At 63.4% G+C, this 15,415-nt stretch carries 13 protein-coding genes and 1 riboswitch; of the genes, 8 read left to right on the top strand and 5 right to left on the bottom strand.

The window, feature by feature from the left end; genetic code table 11:
* The first annotated feature begins 1,001 nt into the window (after positions 1–1,001).
* From CDI09_RS17535 to CDI09_RS04395, 3 genes are all read left to right on the top strand, one after another.
* Positions 1,002–1,415 (top strand): hypothetical protein, encoded by a 414-nt coding sequence (locus CDI09_RS17535; RefSeq protein ID WP_078527014.1) that lies wholly within the window; start codon positions 1,002–1,004, stop codon positions 1,413–1,415.
* Between the two features lie 315 nt (positions 1,416–1,730).
* Complete coding sequence (locus CDI09_RS04400; RefSeq protein ID WP_078527012.1) at positions 1,731–2,402, top strand: hypothetical protein; 672 nt, start codon at positions 1,731–1,733, stop codon at positions 2,400–2,402.
* 122 nt (positions 2,403–2,524) lie between these two features.
* Complete coding sequence (locus CDI09_RS04395; RefSeq protein ID WP_078527011.1) at positions 2,525–3,877, top strand: purine-cytosine permease family protein; 1,353 nt, start codon at positions 2,525–2,527, stop codon at positions 3,875–3,877.
* Between the two features lie 41 nt (positions 3,878–3,918).
* On the opposite strand, the gene CDI09_RS04390 is transcribed toward CDI09_RS04395, so the two are convergent.
* Complete coding sequence (locus CDI09_RS04390) at positions 3,919–6,054, bottom strand: beta-N-acetylhexosaminidase (protein ID WP_110571201.1); 2,136 nt, start codon at positions 6,052–6,054, stop codon at positions 3,919–3,921.
* A gap of 635 nt (positions 6,055–6,689) precedes the next feature.
* Between CDI09_RS04390 and CDI09_RS04385 the strand changes: the two genes are divergently transcribed.
* The 5 genes from CDI09_RS04385 to CDI09_RS04365 all read left to right on the top strand — a co-directional run bounded on the left by CDI09_RS04385 (position 6,690) and on the right by CDI09_RS04365 (position 11,764).
* On the top strand, positions 6,690–8,186 hold the full coding sequence (locus tag CDI09_RS04385) for an aminotransferase-like domain-containing protein (protein WP_236944509.1): 1,497 nt from the start codon (positions 6,690–6,692) through the stop codon (positions 8,184–8,186).
* Positions 8,187–8,265: 79 nt separating this feature from the next.
* Positions 8,266–8,562, top strand: a complete 297-nt coding sequence (locus tag CDI09_RS04380; protein WP_078527008.1) for a putative quinol monooxygenase — start codon at positions 8,266–8,268, stop codon at positions 8,560–8,562.
* The gene (locus CDI09_RS04375) at positions 8,552–9,724 is read left to right on the top strand and encodes an arabinose transporter (protein WP_078527007.1); all 1,173 of its coding nucleotides are present in this window, start codon (positions 8,552–8,554) and stop codon (positions 9,722–9,724) included. Before CDI09_RS04380 ends, CDI09_RS04375 begins: the two co-directional genes overlap by 11 nt.
* A gap of 1 nt (position 9,725) precedes the next feature.
* On the top strand, positions 9,726–10,934 hold the full coding sequence (locus tag CDI09_RS04370) for a Tm-1-like ATP-binding domain-containing protein (protein WP_110571193.1): 1,209 nt from the start codon (positions 9,726–9,728) through the stop codon (positions 10,932–10,934).
* Positions 10,934–11,764 carry a phosphoenolpyruvate hydrolase family protein gene (locus tag CDI09_RS04365; protein WP_078527006.1) on the top strand — a complete coding sequence of 277 codons (831 nt, stop codon included), beginning with the start codon at positions 10,934–10,936 and terminating at the stop codon, positions 11,762–11,764. Before CDI09_RS04370 ends, CDI09_RS04365 begins: the two co-directional genes overlap by 1 nt.
* Before the next feature lie 66 nt (positions 11,765–11,830).
* Here the strand turns inward: CDI09_RS04365 and CDI09_RS04360 are convergent, their stop codons facing one another.
* The 4 genes from CDI09_RS04360 to CDI09_RS04345 all read right to left on the bottom strand — a co-directional run bounded on the left by CDI09_RS04360 (position 11,831) and on the right by CDI09_RS04345 (position 15,409).
* Positions 11,831–12,331 (bottom strand): DUF4232 domain-containing protein, encoded by a 501-nt coding sequence (locus CDI09_RS04360; RefSeq protein WP_078527005.1) that lies wholly within the window; start codon positions 12,329–12,331, stop codon positions 11,831–11,833.
* On the bottom strand, positions 12,328–12,777 hold the full coding sequence (locus CDI09_RS04355) for a hypothetical protein (protein WP_078527004.1): 450 nt from the start codon (positions 12,775–12,777) through the stop codon (positions 12,328–12,330). Before CDI09_RS04355 ends, CDI09_RS04360 begins: the two co-directional genes overlap by 4 nt.
* Positions 12,774–14,114, bottom strand: coding sequence for a voltage-gated chloride channel family protein (locus tag CDI09_RS04350; RefSeq protein WP_078527003.1), 1,341 nt, complete (start codon positions 14,112–14,114; stop codon positions 12,774–12,776). Before CDI09_RS04350 ends, CDI09_RS04355 begins: the two co-directional genes overlap by 4 nt.
* A 111-nt stretch (positions 14,115–14,225) precedes the next feature.
* Positions 14,226–14,305: riboswitch (Fluoride riboswitch) on the bottom strand.
* A 159-nt stretch (positions 14,306–14,464) separates the two neighbouring features.
* A complete protein-coding gene (locus CDI09_RS04345) occupies positions 14,465–15,409 on the bottom strand; it encodes a 2-hydroxyacid dehydrogenase (protein WP_078527002.1) in 945 nt (314 codons plus the stop codon).
* Between the last annotated feature and the right edge of the window lie 6 nt (positions 15,410–15,415).

The raw sequence follows: 15,415 nt of genomic DNA, 5'->3' as shown, positions 1-15,415 counted from the left end.
ATCCCAGAAGCACCAGACGGAAACCTTTCTTGTTCTGAGGTTGGGTAGGCCGTACCGAAATATCGGTATTTTCTGACTTTCCGCATCGAGTGGAACGTGCCCGACTTTATGGGCCAGCTTCTGCCTGACAGCCGAAAATATTGGATAGAACGTTAAAAATGCTACGGGAGATTTTGATATTTCTGCAGCATCAGGATAATTTTCGGTATAAAAACCCGAAAAACCCTAATCATCCATCCAAATTTCTTAACGCGCTTTATGTATTGCAGATATGCCCTCCCCTTATTGGTATCCATATAAAAAATATCTCCAATTTTTACCATATCAATCTCAACAATACTGTTTATGATGAAATATTGACACAATTATGCGATCTGTAGTCACCTTCATATCGCAGGCACGAACATCGCGCCATTGCCGCAGGCCTTGCCTGGTTTCATTCAGCTTTTTTGGCAATTGCAATTACGGATAACGTAATGTGCCTGCCATTACCATGGGTGGTTCTCCGGCCTCCATCCGTTATCTATCTTGTCTATCAGGGAAAGAGCATTCGCTATCATTTTAATGGGCAGTTTACGCTGCTCATCAGTAATGTTTTCTACTATCCATTCCTTTTCCTCATCTGAAAAACACCATATCTCGACCCTGTTTGTTTGAGGATGGGGAACACCCGTGCGGAATACAGGTATTTTCTTACTTTCATCATCAAGCGGAACGTGCCCGCATTTATGCACCTCTTTCCGTCTATCAGCCGCACCGAGGGGAAAGAATATCAGAAAAGCGACTGGAGAACGGACTATGTCGGATATATTCTGGTCTTCATCAGGGTAGATCCCTTCAAAAACGCGGATAAGATATGAAAAGCGGGGGTAGTGCTTTACATACTGAAAATATCATCTTCCCTTTGTCGTATTGATGTAAAAAACATCACCAACCTTAACCAAATCACGTCTCCCCCACATTCAATATAAAATTTTACTTTCCAATCAAAGGCCTGAATTATGACTGAATATAAAAAAATAAAAGTAATTTCAGAAAATGGGGATGTAAAGAACATTCTTCTCGAAATTTCCACACAATATCCGTGGTTCGTGAATATCATCCATCCAGAAAAATGGGCCAGGCGATATGAAGCTCCCGATCTTTTTTCAGCTTTCCAGACCATGCACCTTGCGCTTGAAAAAGAGGGAATACGTTTTCTGTGCATCGGTGCACGCCCCGATATCATGGCATCGGGCATGTCCAGAAACATGAGTGGCGGCAGGAAAGTGTATGTCATCAGGCAGGGAGAACAGGCAGACCGCCGCAATATTGTCGATATATTTGATCATGCCCCGCCCGACAGGACTGGAACGGTGCAGCAGCAACGTGATTTTGCAACGCGCTGGCTGGCTTCATTGACACATCGCCAGTGATGCATCCAACAACATCCGGCAATCACAAGCAAATTTCTGGTGCAGCTTCCTGTTAAAAGCAGGTAGCGCCTGAATGCGACCTTGTGCATCATCTAATGTGGGCATGACGCAGGACATCGCGGCAAACACGATCACAATGATGCGAATACCGCACCTCCATCCTGACCTGTTAACGCCAAAAAAACAGGGCGGGTCTTATACTTCATGCGGTATCGGCGGACAGGCCCGGACAACACAGCTACCCGATTTTTCCTGTGGGGTTGACCGCCCGGTGTCTGTTACACGAGGTAACATTGACCGACTGACAGGAACCCTATGAAAAAGACCCTCCTGTGCCTGAGTGTTCTGGGTATGGCTGGATGCGCCTCCAATCCATCGGATATCAGCGCACAATATACCGACCCCGAACCCTTCATGCGCCAGAGCTGCGCCCAGCTGGCCCAGATGGACCAGACGGATACGCAAAACCTTGCCTCCGCCGAAATGCACCAGCGCCGCATGCACCAGTCCGATGCATGGGGGGTGGCCCTGATTGGCGTGCCCGTGGGCAGCGCAGGCGGTGACAGGCACAAGGAAATTGGCGAACTGAAGGGCCAGCTTGAGGCCATTCACACCGCCGAGCGTGGCAAGAACTGCGTGGGCCGCTATTCCGCCAGTGATTATGACACCACCGGGGCCATCACCACCCCTGCCGGTCGCCTGCCATCGGCCAGCGATCCGGCTTATGGCTATCGGGGCACGGGTGGCGTGGCGCCTTCAGCCACCACGAATTACCCGCCCCTGCAAACCACGCCGACGGACATCAGCACGGGAACAGGCACAGGCACAGGCACAGGCACAGGCATCACAACCGGCTCCATGCCCGCACAGGAAGGTCTTTCAACTCCCGGCATACCCAGCCATACCCCCACTTACAGCGCGCCGCATTACGTGGTGCCGCCTGCGGGCTATACCGCGCCGTCCTATTCGGGCAATCCGTTCCAGTAACGACCTGCCCCGTGCCGCCGCGCTGCATCAGCCGTGGCGACACGGGCAAATCGTATCGAAAACCGATCAATATCGTGGTGGACATATATCCATAAAGCCGTTCCTCAGGCATAACGCGTTTGATGAGCACGGCGTTTGAAACCCACACCATACACCAGATTCCACCCGACCAGCGCCATGGCCGCGCGCGCGACCTGTTTGCGGTCTGGTTCAGCACCAACCTGACCCTGCTCACGGTAGTGACCGGCGCGCTTGGGCCGGGGCTGTTCGGGCTGTCGTTTACGTGGTCGGCTATCGCCGTCGTTCTGGGCAACCTGGCAGGGGCCGTGTTCATGGCGCTGCATGCCGCCCAGGGGCCCATGCTGGGTGTGCCGCAAATGGTGCAGAGCCGGGGGCAGTTCGGCTTTTATGGCGCGGTGCCCATCATCGGTCTTGTCGTGCTCATGTATATTGGCTTCGTGGCCTCGAACTTCGTGGTGGGCGGTCAGGCGCTCCATGCCGCCCTGCCCATAACCGGGCGGCGCAACGCGATCCTGCTTATTGCCTTACTGAGCCTTGTGCCGTGCTGCATGGGCTACCACACCATCCATGCCTGGTCGAAAGTGGTAAGCTGGGTGGCGGGGGCGATTATCCTGTACTGCCTGTGGCTGGGCTATGAGGCCTTTCCGCCCGGCACACTACGCGACATGCATGGTTCGGTCGCCGGGTTTTTCAGCACCTTTTCCACTGCGGCGCTGTGGCAGATCGCCTATGCGCCGTATGTGTCGGATTCATCACGCTACCTGCCCGCCGATGAAGCCGGTCGCCGCACCGCCTTCTTCACCACCTATATCGGTACGGTCGTTGGCACGGCGCTATCCATGATACTGGGTTGCATGGTCGCACTGCACGGGCCGGGCGTATCGGTGGCCACCACGCTGGCGCAGCTGGCGGGGCAGCAGGCAACACCGGTCATGATCGTGCTTTCGCTTTCCATCGCACTGGGCAATGCCATGAGCCTGTATGGCGGCGCGCTCTCGGCCATAACCGTGCTCCAGACCTTCATGCCGGACTGGCGGTCCGCGCTACGTGAACGCCTCCTTGTCACCTGCACGCTGGTGGCGATCGCGCTGGGCATGGCGCTGGGCATGGCCGACAGCTTCATGAAATCCTATGCCGCTTTCCTCGACCTGCTCATGGCCATCATGGTGCCGTGGACAGCCATCAACCTGACCGATTACTACCTGCTGCGCCGGGGCCGTTATGATGTCGCCTCCTTTTTTCGCCGCGATGGCGGAGCGTATGGCTATTGCAACATTCCCGCCCTGTGCGCCTATGGCATCGGCGTCGCCATTGAAGTGCCCTTCATGCAGAACGGGTTTCATACCGGCAGCCTGGCCCGTCGCCTGCCTGGGGTGGACATATCATGGGTGGTGGGGCTGCTTGTTACCACCGCCTTCTATATCCGCGCCACAACCACGCGCAGGCGCAAGTAACGGCGCCCTCCCCGCCTTTTTTCAAACAGGGAGCGGTCTTTTTACATATGTCCCTGCACCAGGCCCGCAACAGCAGGCGTAATAGCCTGGAGCAGGTCACCTGCTGGCTGCGGGCTTGTGCGCACCGCCAGCATCGAGGCCGAAGCATTGAACTGGGCCTGCGCCGTCTGTAGCACTGCGGCCACCTGCACCTGATGCGCGGCGAGCGTGCCATCAAGCGCATACAGCCCCACCGAGGCCAGTTCCGCCAGTTGGCCCGAGGCAGGCAGGGCCTCGCGCAGGGCCGGGCGCGTGGCTACGACCCCGCGCAGGCGCGTATCGTTATCGCGCCAGTTTTCCAGCCGGGTGCGCAGGCTGGGAGCGAGATCATGCTGGCCGCCCACATAAGCCGCCACATCCCGCGCAAAGGCGGCGGCCTGAAAGCTGTCGGGCGCGGCGATATCAGCCACCCGGTCAAGCGCGGGCGGAATGGATGTGGCCGCCACATGGCCCGGACCAAATACATGATTGAGCGCATAGTTGCGCACCGGGGTGGTCACGGCCAGCAGGGTGGCAAGCGGGGCAAGGCCATCGGGCGCAAGGCGCGCCATCATGCGGTGGCGATCGGCAGCGGCGCGATTGCCCAGTATGTCCAGTTCCGCCTGCACTACTGGCAGGCGGCGGGCCAATGCGGCTTCATCCCGCACCGCGGCGGGCGACCAGAAGCGCTCGGCCAGGGCTGCTGCGCGCGGCCACAGGCGGGCATCAAGCATCTCCTCGCTCACGATCTCGGTCCATAATGCCGCCTCCGCACCCAGCACCAGTCCATCCTGCGCCGTAGTCATGGAAGCGGCGGGGTCCAGGGCAAAGGGTGCAAGGGCGGGCGCATGGGCTGCGGCCACCTGATCGGGCGGCAGGCCATTGCCCAGCGGGTCCAGCGGGTCAACGCGGTAATAATCAGCTGCGGGCAGCAGCAGGTCGAGATAATACCCTGCCGAGACCACGACCGGGTGCCCCGCCGCCGTGGCCTGCGCCGTATAACGCGAGCCACGCCACGGCTCGATCACGATACCGGGGGGCACTGGCGCATCGAGCAGTTCATCCCAGCCCATCATGGTCTTGCCTTCATGCGCCACAATGGCCTGCACGCGGCGGGTGAAGGCGGCCTGCAGGGCGGGGGCGCCGGCATAGCCATGCTGCTGCATGAAAGCGCTGATGCGGGGGTTTGCCGTCCATTCATCGGGCCGCACCTCATCGCCGCCCACATGAAAATAGACATCAGGAAACAGACCTGCCATTTCATGGTAGAGCCGGGCCAGAAACACATAAGTATCGGGGTTAGTGGGGTCGAATGCGGCGCGCACCACCCGCCTGGGGTCGAGCGGGCTCGTGACAGGCTGGGCGGCATATTGCGGATAGGCCAGCAGCATGGCGTAGCTGTGGCCCGGCGCATCGAATTCCGGCACGATACGGATGCCACGATCCGCCGCATGGGCCACAAGGTCGCGCACCTGCTGCTGGGTATAGTATTCCCCGTGCGACGCCACCTGCTGAAGGCGCGGATAGACCCTGCTTTCCACCCGGAAGCCCTGCCCGTCAGACAGGTGCAGGTGCAGCACGTTGAGCTTGGTCAGTTCCATCATGTCGAGCTGCCGCTCAAGGGCCGCGGGCGACATGAAATGACGGCTGACATCCACCAGCATGCCACGCCATGCAAAACGCGGGCTGTCATCAATTTCGGCCCCATCCAGTACCGGCCCCGCCTCACCGGATTCGACAAGTTGCAGAAGTGTCGCCAGCCCGCGCAGCACGCCCGCCGGGCCATCAGCCATCAGTGCCGCGCCATCGGCCCCCGTTCGCAGCTGATAGTGCTCGCGCATATGAATGGAGAGCATATCCGGATCAGCGTGCTGGCAGTTGATGCGCAGCACCAGCCCCGCAGGCGTGCCCGCCACAGCCGGGCGTGCGCTCAGGGCCGCCAGACGCTGCTCGAAGCGTGCCACCGCCCGCTCCAGCAGGGGGGAACGCACGCCCAGCCACTGCACCTGCACCCCGCCCGCAAGCGGTAAGGCGCTGCCCTGCGGCTGGTACTGCACGGGCTGCGGCAACAGGCCCGGCGCGGCCACGGCAGGCGTGCAGGCCATGCCTGCGCAGAGCAGACCCATGGCAAAGGGGCGAATACGGCGTGGAGAGCGCATGATGAACATTATTCCGTTAAAAGCACCCCCATCGTGCCCCATCACGCAGCACGACCCAACCCCCGCGCATCGCCATAGGGCTGCCCCAACACCACGGATGAAACCGGCCAGCATGAGGGCATGCCCTCTGCGCCAGACGGGCCACCACGCCGCCGATATCACGCATAATCAGAATATAAAATATTATAGGTGCGATAATTCCTAAGGTCTGTGAGCCATTCCCATCTCGCCCCGCCAGCGCGGGCGATCCGGCAGCATGCCATACGGACCAGTCGCCACCCGGCATCAAAAGCCCCCCAGTGCACTGCGGATACCAGCCCGGCCCCACCCCTTGCCTCCACGGCGTATCCGTCGCCATGACCCCAGGCGCCAGCCTGATCTCCCCACGCGGTTCCATACGCCATGCCAGCGCCATGGCTGGCGGGATCACAACACATCGGCACCAGAAAAATACATACCGTCTCCGCCTCAAAGCCAACCTGCACGCAAGCCATGAGGCACACTCAAGGATGAACACAGCCCGGCCATGACCCACACGACATCATCCCTGTCCGCCACGGCCCCTCCGTCATGGCGCAAAGCCGTTCTTTTCCACGCCCTCCGGCTGTTCATGCGCATCACCACCGCGCGGCGACATGGGGTACCTGCCTCATCATACCGATCGCGTCATATCTGGCGCCAGAAAGCGGCAATCGCACAGCACCGGTTCCGCCCCCTGCCCCGACCTGCTATGGCTGGGCCACCCCAACAGGATTCAGGTCTGTCACGCCATGCGCCTGCGCTCCCCATGGCAGCCGCGCCTGCCCGCAGGCGATGGCCCACCCGCCGAACGGCTGGCCGATGCCCTGGCCGGTGACATACTCGGTGGCCGACTGCAATCAGGCGACCGCCTGCCCGCGCACCGCCCGCTGGCCTGGCAGCTTGGCATCGGTATTGGCAGCGTCACGCGGGCTTATGCCACGCTTGAGCGGCGCGGGCTGGTGCGCAGCGTGCGCGGGCGGGGCACCTTTGTCGCCGCCAGCCCCAACGGCACGGGGCAGGTGCTCGACCTTTCGGCCAACATGCCGCCACCCATGTTCAGCGACCGGGCGCTGGCCCGCACGCTGGCCCGTCTTGCCCGCACGGTCGACCCGGCGCTGTTCAATGTCTATCCGCCCGTGGCGGGCCATATCGAACACCGACGTATCATGGCCCACTGGCTGGCGGAACTCGGCGTGGAGATCCCGCCCGAGCGCCTGCTGCTGACCAGCGGAGCGCAGCAGGCGCTTGGCATAGCACTTGCAGCCGCGCGCAGGGCCACCCCCGTGATGCTGACCGAGGCCCTGACCTATCCCGGCATGCTGGGCCTTGCCCGGCAGGCGGGCATGCATGTGCAGGGCCTGCCAATGGATGCGCAGGGCCTGTTGCCAGAAGCGCTCGGGCACGCCCTGCGCCAGCATGCCCCCGGGCGCTGCCTGCTCTATGTCACGCCGACCATGCACAACCCCACCACCGCCACCATGGGCGCGGGCCGCAGGCATGACATCGCGCGCCTGTGCAGCAGCCATGATGCGCTGGTGATTGAGGATGACGTATATGACTGCGTGCATGACACGGCCCTGCCTCCGCTGGTTACGCTGGCGCCAGAGCGGACCTTTTATGTCAGCAGCCTGTCAAAGACCCTCAGCCCCGGCCTGCGGATCGGGGCACTCGCCCCGCCACGGGGATTCATGCAGGCGGCCCGTGACGCGCTGCTGAACGCATCGCTCATGATCGCCCCGCTGTCCTATGCCATGATGGCGCAGTGGATGCTTGATGGCACGGCGGCCTCCGTGCGGCAGTCGCTGCGTGGCGAGGCGGGGCGACGGCGCGCGCTGGCCTGCGCCGTGCTTGGTCCGCATCTTACGCCACCGCGCTATGACGCCTTCCATGCGTGGATGCCCATGCCACTGGCCCGTGCGCGGTGGCTTGGGGCTGAGGCCGCCAAACAGGGCGTGAAAGTCACCTTGCCCCAGCCCTTCATGGCCTGCACGGAAGCCGATGCGCCCGCGGGCATTCGCCTGTGCCTTGGCCCCACCGCCCTGCCTGACCTGCGTGAGGCCCTGCACCGGCTGCGCCATGTGCTTGATGGCATGGATAATAGTGTCACGTGACACTTTCTTCGTGGAAGGAAAGTGTCACACCCCTTTATGCTCGCCACACCATGAACCCCATCAGGCGAGGATATTTTTAATGACAGCGCAGCCCATCACGGTCATTGCAACACTCCGCGTCCTGCCGGGGCACGAAACGGCAGCACTTGACGCCATCCGCCATTGCGTGGCGCTGTCGCGGCAGGAATCCACCAACCTGTCCTATCAATGCCATCGGGACATCAACGACCCTGCCGTTTTTGTGTTTGTCGAGCGCTGGGCCAGCCCCGAAGCCCTGATTGCCCATGAAGAAACACCGCACTTCCAGGCCATGAAGGCTACGTTCGCCACGGCACTGGCCGCCCCATTGCAGGTACACATCACCCGTGAACTCTGAGGCCGCACCCTTTCGTCAGCTTGGCCGCCTCGCCATTGCGCTGTTCCTTGCCTACATGGCCGTGGCATTGCCGCTGGCCGCCATACCGGTGGCGGTGCTGCACTGGCCGGGCTATGGCAACGGGCTGGCGGGGCTTGCGGTGGGCATCGCCTTTTTTTCCACCATTCTCAGCCGCAACCATGCGGGCCAGATGGCCGATACACAAGGCGGCAGGCCCTGCATGCGCACGGGCCTGATGGTGTATGTGGCCGCCAGCCTGATCTGCGTGCTGGCGGCACTCCCTGGCCTGAGCAACGCCGCGCGCTACGCCATCGTGATCGTGGGCAGGCTTTTGCTGGGCGTGGGTGAAAGCCTGACCATTGTTGGCATGCTGGGCTGGGGCATCGGCCTGGTGGGGCAGGCGCGCGCGGGCCGCGTGCTGGCCTGGACGGGGGCGGCCATGTATGGCGCCTTTGCCGTGGGCGGCCCGATCGGGCTGGCGCTGTACCAGCAGGCAGGGTTAGGCGCGCTCATGGGGGTTTCCGCCCTGCTGCCGCTGGTGGGGCTGGCGCTGGTGCACACCATACCCGCCACCCCGACCCATGCGGGCGGCAGGCCGCCGTTCTGGCAGGTGCTGGGCACCATTCGCTGGCAGGGCATGGCGGTGGCCCTGCAGGGTGTGGGCTTTGCGGCACTGGGCGCGTTCCTGCCGCTGCGCTTCATTGCGGCGCACTGGCCTGGAGCCGGGCTGGGGCTGACCTGCTTTGGCGCAGCCTTCGTGGCCGGGCGCTTCATGTGCGGGCACCTGCCTGACCGGATTGGCGGACTGCGTGTTGCGCTGCTCTCGCTGGTGGTCGAGGCGGCGGGGCAGTACCTGCTCTGGCTTGCCCCCTCGCCCGTGCTGGCGCTGGCGGGCGCATTACTGACCGGGGCGGGGTGCTCCATGGTCTTTCCCGCCCTGGGGGTCGAGGTAGTGCGGCTGGTCGCGCCGGCCATGCGGGCCACCGCGCTGGGTGGCTTCGCGGCATTTCAGGATCTGGCCTATGGCGCCACCGGTCCGCTGGCGGGCCTGCTGGCCGACCGGTGCGGCTACCCGGTGGTGTTCGTGCTGGGTGGGGCATGCGCCACGCTGGGCGCGGGCATTGTGCTGGCGCTGCTGAGCGGCCAGCGGGCGGAGGCATGACATGAGTGCAGGCCATGTTTACATTCTGGGCACCTGTGACACCAAGCAGGCCGAACTGACCTATCTGCGCCAGACCCTGCGCGAGAGCGGGGTCACGGCGCTGATTGTCGATATCGGCACGCGGCATGCGGGGCACGAGGCGGATATCAGCGCCCGTGCGGTCGCCCGCCATCATCCACGAGGAGAAGAATACGTCTTTTGTGGCGACCGCGGGCGGGCCATTGCGGCCATGGCCGAGGCGCTGCGCCTGTTTTTATGCACGCGCACCGACATGCGCGGCGTGCTGGCCATTGGCGGCTCGGGCGGCACGGCGCTGGTGGCCCCGGCCCTGCAGGCGCTGCCCATTGGCCTGCCCAAGCTGGTGGTCTCGACCGTGGCCTCGGGCAATACCGCGCCCTATGTGGGCGGGGCTGACATCGCCATGCTGTATCCGGTAACGGATATGGAGGGGCTGAACCGCATCTCACGCGTGGTGCTGGGCAATGCGGCGCATGCCATGGCGGGCATGGCGCGTACCCCCTGCCACCCCATGCCCGACCCGCGCCCCGCCATTGGCCTGACCATGTTTGGCGTGACCACACCATGCGTGGAGCAGGTCGTGCGCCAGCTTTCACGGCGGTTTGACTGCCTTGTGTTTCACGCCACCGGCACCGGCGGCCGCGCCATGGAACGGCTGGCCGATGACGGGATGATAAGCGGTTTCATCGACACGACATTGACCGAGTTCTGCGATTACGTGGCAGGCGGCATCTTTGCGTGCGATGCCGACCGGCTCGGCGCCGTCATCCGCACGGGGCTGCCTTACGTGGGCAGTTGCGGCGGGCTGGACATGGTCAATTTCGGCGCCCGCGCCACCGTGCCCACCCACTACAGAGATCGCGTGTTTGTCGAGCACAACCCACAGATCACGCTGATGCGCACGAATGAAGCGGAATGCCGGGCGATGGGCCACATGATCGGCCACCAGCTCAACCGCTGCCCCGGCGAAGTGCGCTTTCTCTACCCTGAGGGCGGGTTTTCGGTGCTGGACCAGCCCGGCGGCCCATTTCATGACCCCGCTGCTGACGAGGCATTTTATGCAGCCCTGGCCGAAACACTGGAGCAGACCCCGCGGCGTCGGCTGATCCGCCTTCCCCATGCGATCAACGACCCGGCTTTTGCCGCAGCGCTGGCGCATGAATTTTCGCATCTTTATGGAGATCCCCAATAATGCCCCGTATTCCCCGTAGTGAAATCCTGGCCCGCTTTAGCAGCATGATCGCTGCGCGCACCCCCATCGTGGGCGGTGGCGCGGGCACCGGCCTGTCCGCCAAATGCGAGGCGGCGGGCGGCATCGACCTGATCGTCATCTACAACTCCGGGCGTTACCGCATGGCGGGCCGTGGCTCGCTGGCGGGCCTGCTGGCCTATGGCAACGCCAACCAGATCGTGATGGACATGGCGCGCGAAGTGCTGCCCGTCGTGCCCAGCACCCCCGTGCTGGCCGGAGTGAACGGCACCGACCCGTTCGTGGATTTTGATGTGTTTCTGGATGAGGTGAAGCGGGTCGGATTCTCGGGCATCCAGAACTTTCCCACCGTGGGGCTGATTGACGGCAATTTCCGCAAAAACCTTGAGGAAACCGGCATGAGCTACAGCCTTGAGGTGGATGTCGTGGCCCGCGCCCATAAAAAAGACCTGCTGACCACGCCCTACGTGTTCGACCCCGCCCAGGCGGTGGACATGGCCAAGGCGGGCGCTGACGTGCTGGTGGCCCATATGGGGCTGACCACGGGCGGCGCCATCGGCGCGGAGACGGCGCTGACGCTGGATGACTGCATTACGCAGATCAACGCAATCATCGAGGCCGCGCGCAGCGTGCGCCCCGACATCATCATACTGTGCCATGGCGGGCCGATCGCCATGCCGGCCGATGCCCAGAAAGTGCTCTCCGCCTGCCCGGGCTGCCACGGCTTTTATGGTGCATCGAGCATGGAGCGCCTGCCTGTCGAGGTTGCGCTGACCGAGCAGACCCGCAACTTCAAGGCCCTGACGCGCTGAGGGTAAGAGCATAAAAGTTTCTTGGGTGCCGCCTTCTTTTAAAAAGGCGGCGTTCTTCTGAAGCTTTTATCCGCCTTCAGGCGCCCCCTCGGTCCAGGGCTGTTGCTCGATCGCAGGGGCGCTGCTGGCGGGGCCGCACAGGGCATGGGCAAAAGCGTGCCGCACCTGCCCGTGCCGAAAGGGCAGCACAAGCGTTGCCGGTGTCGTGCAGGCACCGGGGTCAAACACATCACCCGAAACCCAGCGCAGGGCGGTTTTCATCTGCCCGCCCGCAGGCAGCACCATTACCGGCGCGGGCACGGCCTGCCGCCATGTCACGGCAACGCGGTGGTGGCGGCCATCCGCGAACGAGAGCGGCCCCATCCACGCAACAGAGCAGGCCCGCGCGCCGGTGTTGCGCACGACAAGCCATGTACCGCCATGCATCATGCCATTGAACGCGCCCTGCCCGTCATCAAGGCTGACAGCCATCTGCCGCGCCTTGCAGTCGGGCACTGCCGTGGCCCGCGCCTGTAGCGGCAGGCTCCATAGCGTGAGAGCCAGAAGCCCCGCGATCCCGCCCTTCATGGCCCGGCCTGCACTGGCCCGGTGGGCGTTACGTCAAGGCGCACCACATGCCCGGTGGCAGGATCAAGATGGCAGGCCCATGTAAAGCCCACCCACTCAATGCCATTGCCCGCCCGCAGGAACTGCCCCCGCCCCGACACCAGCGCGGCGCTGGCCACGACCTGGCTGCCCGGCCCCGCATCCTGCAGGAAAAAACGGTGCGGCTGACTGCCCATGCGCACCAGCACCGCGCGCGCCGCGTTCTCGCACAAAAAGGTGGTCATCTGCCACGCCATGTCCTGCCCCTGCACCGCGCGGCGCGTGGCGGGATCGGCAATGCGGCTGATCTGCCGGTCGATGATCCGCCTCTCGGCGGGTGAAGGGCCTGCCACCACAGGCGCGCCACAGGCCGGGCGCAGCATGGCCAGCAGGCCCAGCCCGGCGCACAGGCAACGCATCGCGTTCATGTTCCTGATCCCTTCATGCGGGCCTGCCGCAGCGCCATGCCGCTTACGGCGGCATCCTTGTGCCACTTGGACACGGCAATACGCTGGGCCAGATAGATGCCTGAATGGCCCGAGCACATATAGGCCACGAAACACCCGGTGGCGAAATAGACGATATCCGCCGAGCCGAACAGTTCCACCCCCATGAGCGTGCAGGCCAGTGGCGTGTTGGCTGCGCCTGCAAACACCGCCACAAAGCCCACCCCTGCCAGCAGGTCCGCCGGGGCGTGCAGTAACGGCGCCAGCGCATTGCCCAGCCCCGCCCCGATGAAGAACAGCGGCGTCACCTCGCCCCCCTTGAAGCCCGCGGCCAGCACCACCACCGTAAAGACCAGTTTCCACGCCCATGCCAGCGGGTAGTGCCCGCCGCCAAAGAAAGCGCTGATGGACGCCCCGCCCGCCTCGGGTGCGACAATGCCCAGCCCCAGATAGTCACGCGAGCCACACAGCCACACCAGCGCTATGGTCGCGATACCGCCAAGGGCAGGCCGGAGCCACGCAACAGGGCATACCTGTCGCAGGCAGGCCGCCAGCCGGTGCACCGATTCCGCAAACACGAGACTGGCCAGCCCGAAGGCAACCGCCGCCACCATGACCTTGGCCAGCAGCAGCAGGTCGGCATGGAAAAAATGCCCATCCGCCCCGGCATAGCCCTGAAAGGCCAGATGGTAGGGCACATGCTCCATGCCCCAGGCATGGCATGTCCAGTCCGCCACGATGGCGCTTACGGCCACGGGCACCAGGGCATCATAGTCAATACGTCCTACCCGGATCACTTCCATGCCAAACACCGCGCCCGCCACCGGCGTGCCGAACACGGCGGAAAACCCCGCCGCGATGCCGGACATGAGCAGAACCCGGATTTCGTACGGGTTGCGCAGGCGCCACGCCCGCCCCACCGTGCTGGCAATGCTGCCGCCCATCTGCACCGCCGTGCCCTCACGCCCGACCGAGGCCCCGAACAGGTGGCTGATTACCGTGCCCATAAGCACCAGCGGCGCCATGCGCAGGGGCACGCCGCCACCGGGCTCGTGGATCTGGTCCACGATCAGGTTATTGCCCCCTTCCGCCGTGCGGCCAAAGGCGTGATAGAGCAGCCCGACGGCAACACCCGCCACCGGCAGGGCGTAAAGCAGCCACGGGTGCAGCAGACGTGTCTGCGCCGCCCGGTCGAGCAGCCACAGGAACACGGCGCACAGCGTGCCCACGCAGGCCGCCATGGGCAGCAGCAGGCTGGCCCATTTGAGCAGCCCCCCCGACTGGCGGGCCACAGCCCGCGCAAGTGCAGCAATATTCATGATATTTCGGTAAATCCGGCATTCAGGATGGAATGACAGGCGTGTTGGCCTGCCCGTGGATCATGACTGTGCGATGCGTTACACGGATTCCTCCCCTTGTTGCCTTGAAGGCAGTGGGCAGGAATCATCAGCGCCCTTGCGGGCAGCGGTTCGACCAGCATGGTCCGGCAGAATCCATTGCCGTGTTCGTTTAAAAAAGCCCGTATTGGCATGAGGGTCAACTCCGGGAATCCGTGATCCGACCGCTCATCATCAAGAGGCTTCAGAAGAACACCGCCTTTTTTGAAAAAAGGCGGTGCCCGAAAACTTTCATTCCCTGCCAGACATCTTCTGCCGGTTTCGCGCCGCCATCAGTACCCCCTGCGGGGGTCGCACAGCAGGGCGGGCCGCTCGTTACGCTCCATCTGCCCGATCACCTCCACCACATAACGCGCCTGCGCCTCCTGCGAGGCATGGGAGGCCACATGCGGGGTAATGGTCACGCGCTCATGGGCCCATAACGGATCATCGGGTGGCAGGGGTTCGGGTTCCATCACATCAAGCACCGCGCCGCCGAGCACGCCCTCATCAAGCGCGCGGAGCAGGTCGGCCTGCACCACATGGTCGCCGCGCCCTACATTGATAAAGGCCGCCCCACGCGGCAGTTGCGCCAGCAGGGCATAATCGATCATGCCGCGCGTCTGCGGCGTGCTGGGCAGCAGGTTGATCAGAATATCCACATCACGCAAAAAATCGGGCAGTTGCTCCGGCCCGGCAAAAGTGCGGATGCCCGGCACCACCTGTGCCGAACGCCGCCAGCCCGAAACCTGAAAGCCGACCTGAAGCAGCACGCCGCCCACATGGGTGCCAAGGTGGCCCATGCCCATTATGCCCACGCGGGTCTCGCTGCTGGTGCGCGGGCTGGTGCACGGGTTATGCCATCGATGCGCATTCTGCTGCACGGCCCATGTCCGCGCTCCGCGCAGCAGGCCGAGCGTGGCCCACAACACGTAATCAGCCATCAGCGATGCAGTCTGTTCGCCCCCCATGCGCACGAGGGGCACATGCCGCGGAAAGGCCGGATTGTCGAGCAGATGATTGACCCCGGCCCCCGTGCAGATAATGGCCCGCATGCCCCCCATGCGGGCGAGGTCATCTGCCGTGGGGTCCCATACCAGCGCGTAATCGTCCGCCGTGATTTCCAGCGCCGGGTCATGCCAGGCAGCAAGGGGCAGATCGGGGGCTACGTGCTGAAAGGCCGCGCGCCACCCGGGCATGGCGGCAGGTCCGTCCGAACTGATGACAAGCCTTGGCATTTCTTC

The sequence above is a fragment of the Komagataeibacter nataicola genome, from assembly GCF_003207795.1.
Classification (GTDB): Bacteria; Pseudomonadota; Alphaproteobacteria; order Acetobacterales; family Acetobacteraceae; genus Komagataeibacter; species Komagataeibacter nataicola.
Note: the sequence above shows the minus strand (reverse complement) of the source record. Positions and strands in the feature narration are given on the sequence as shown.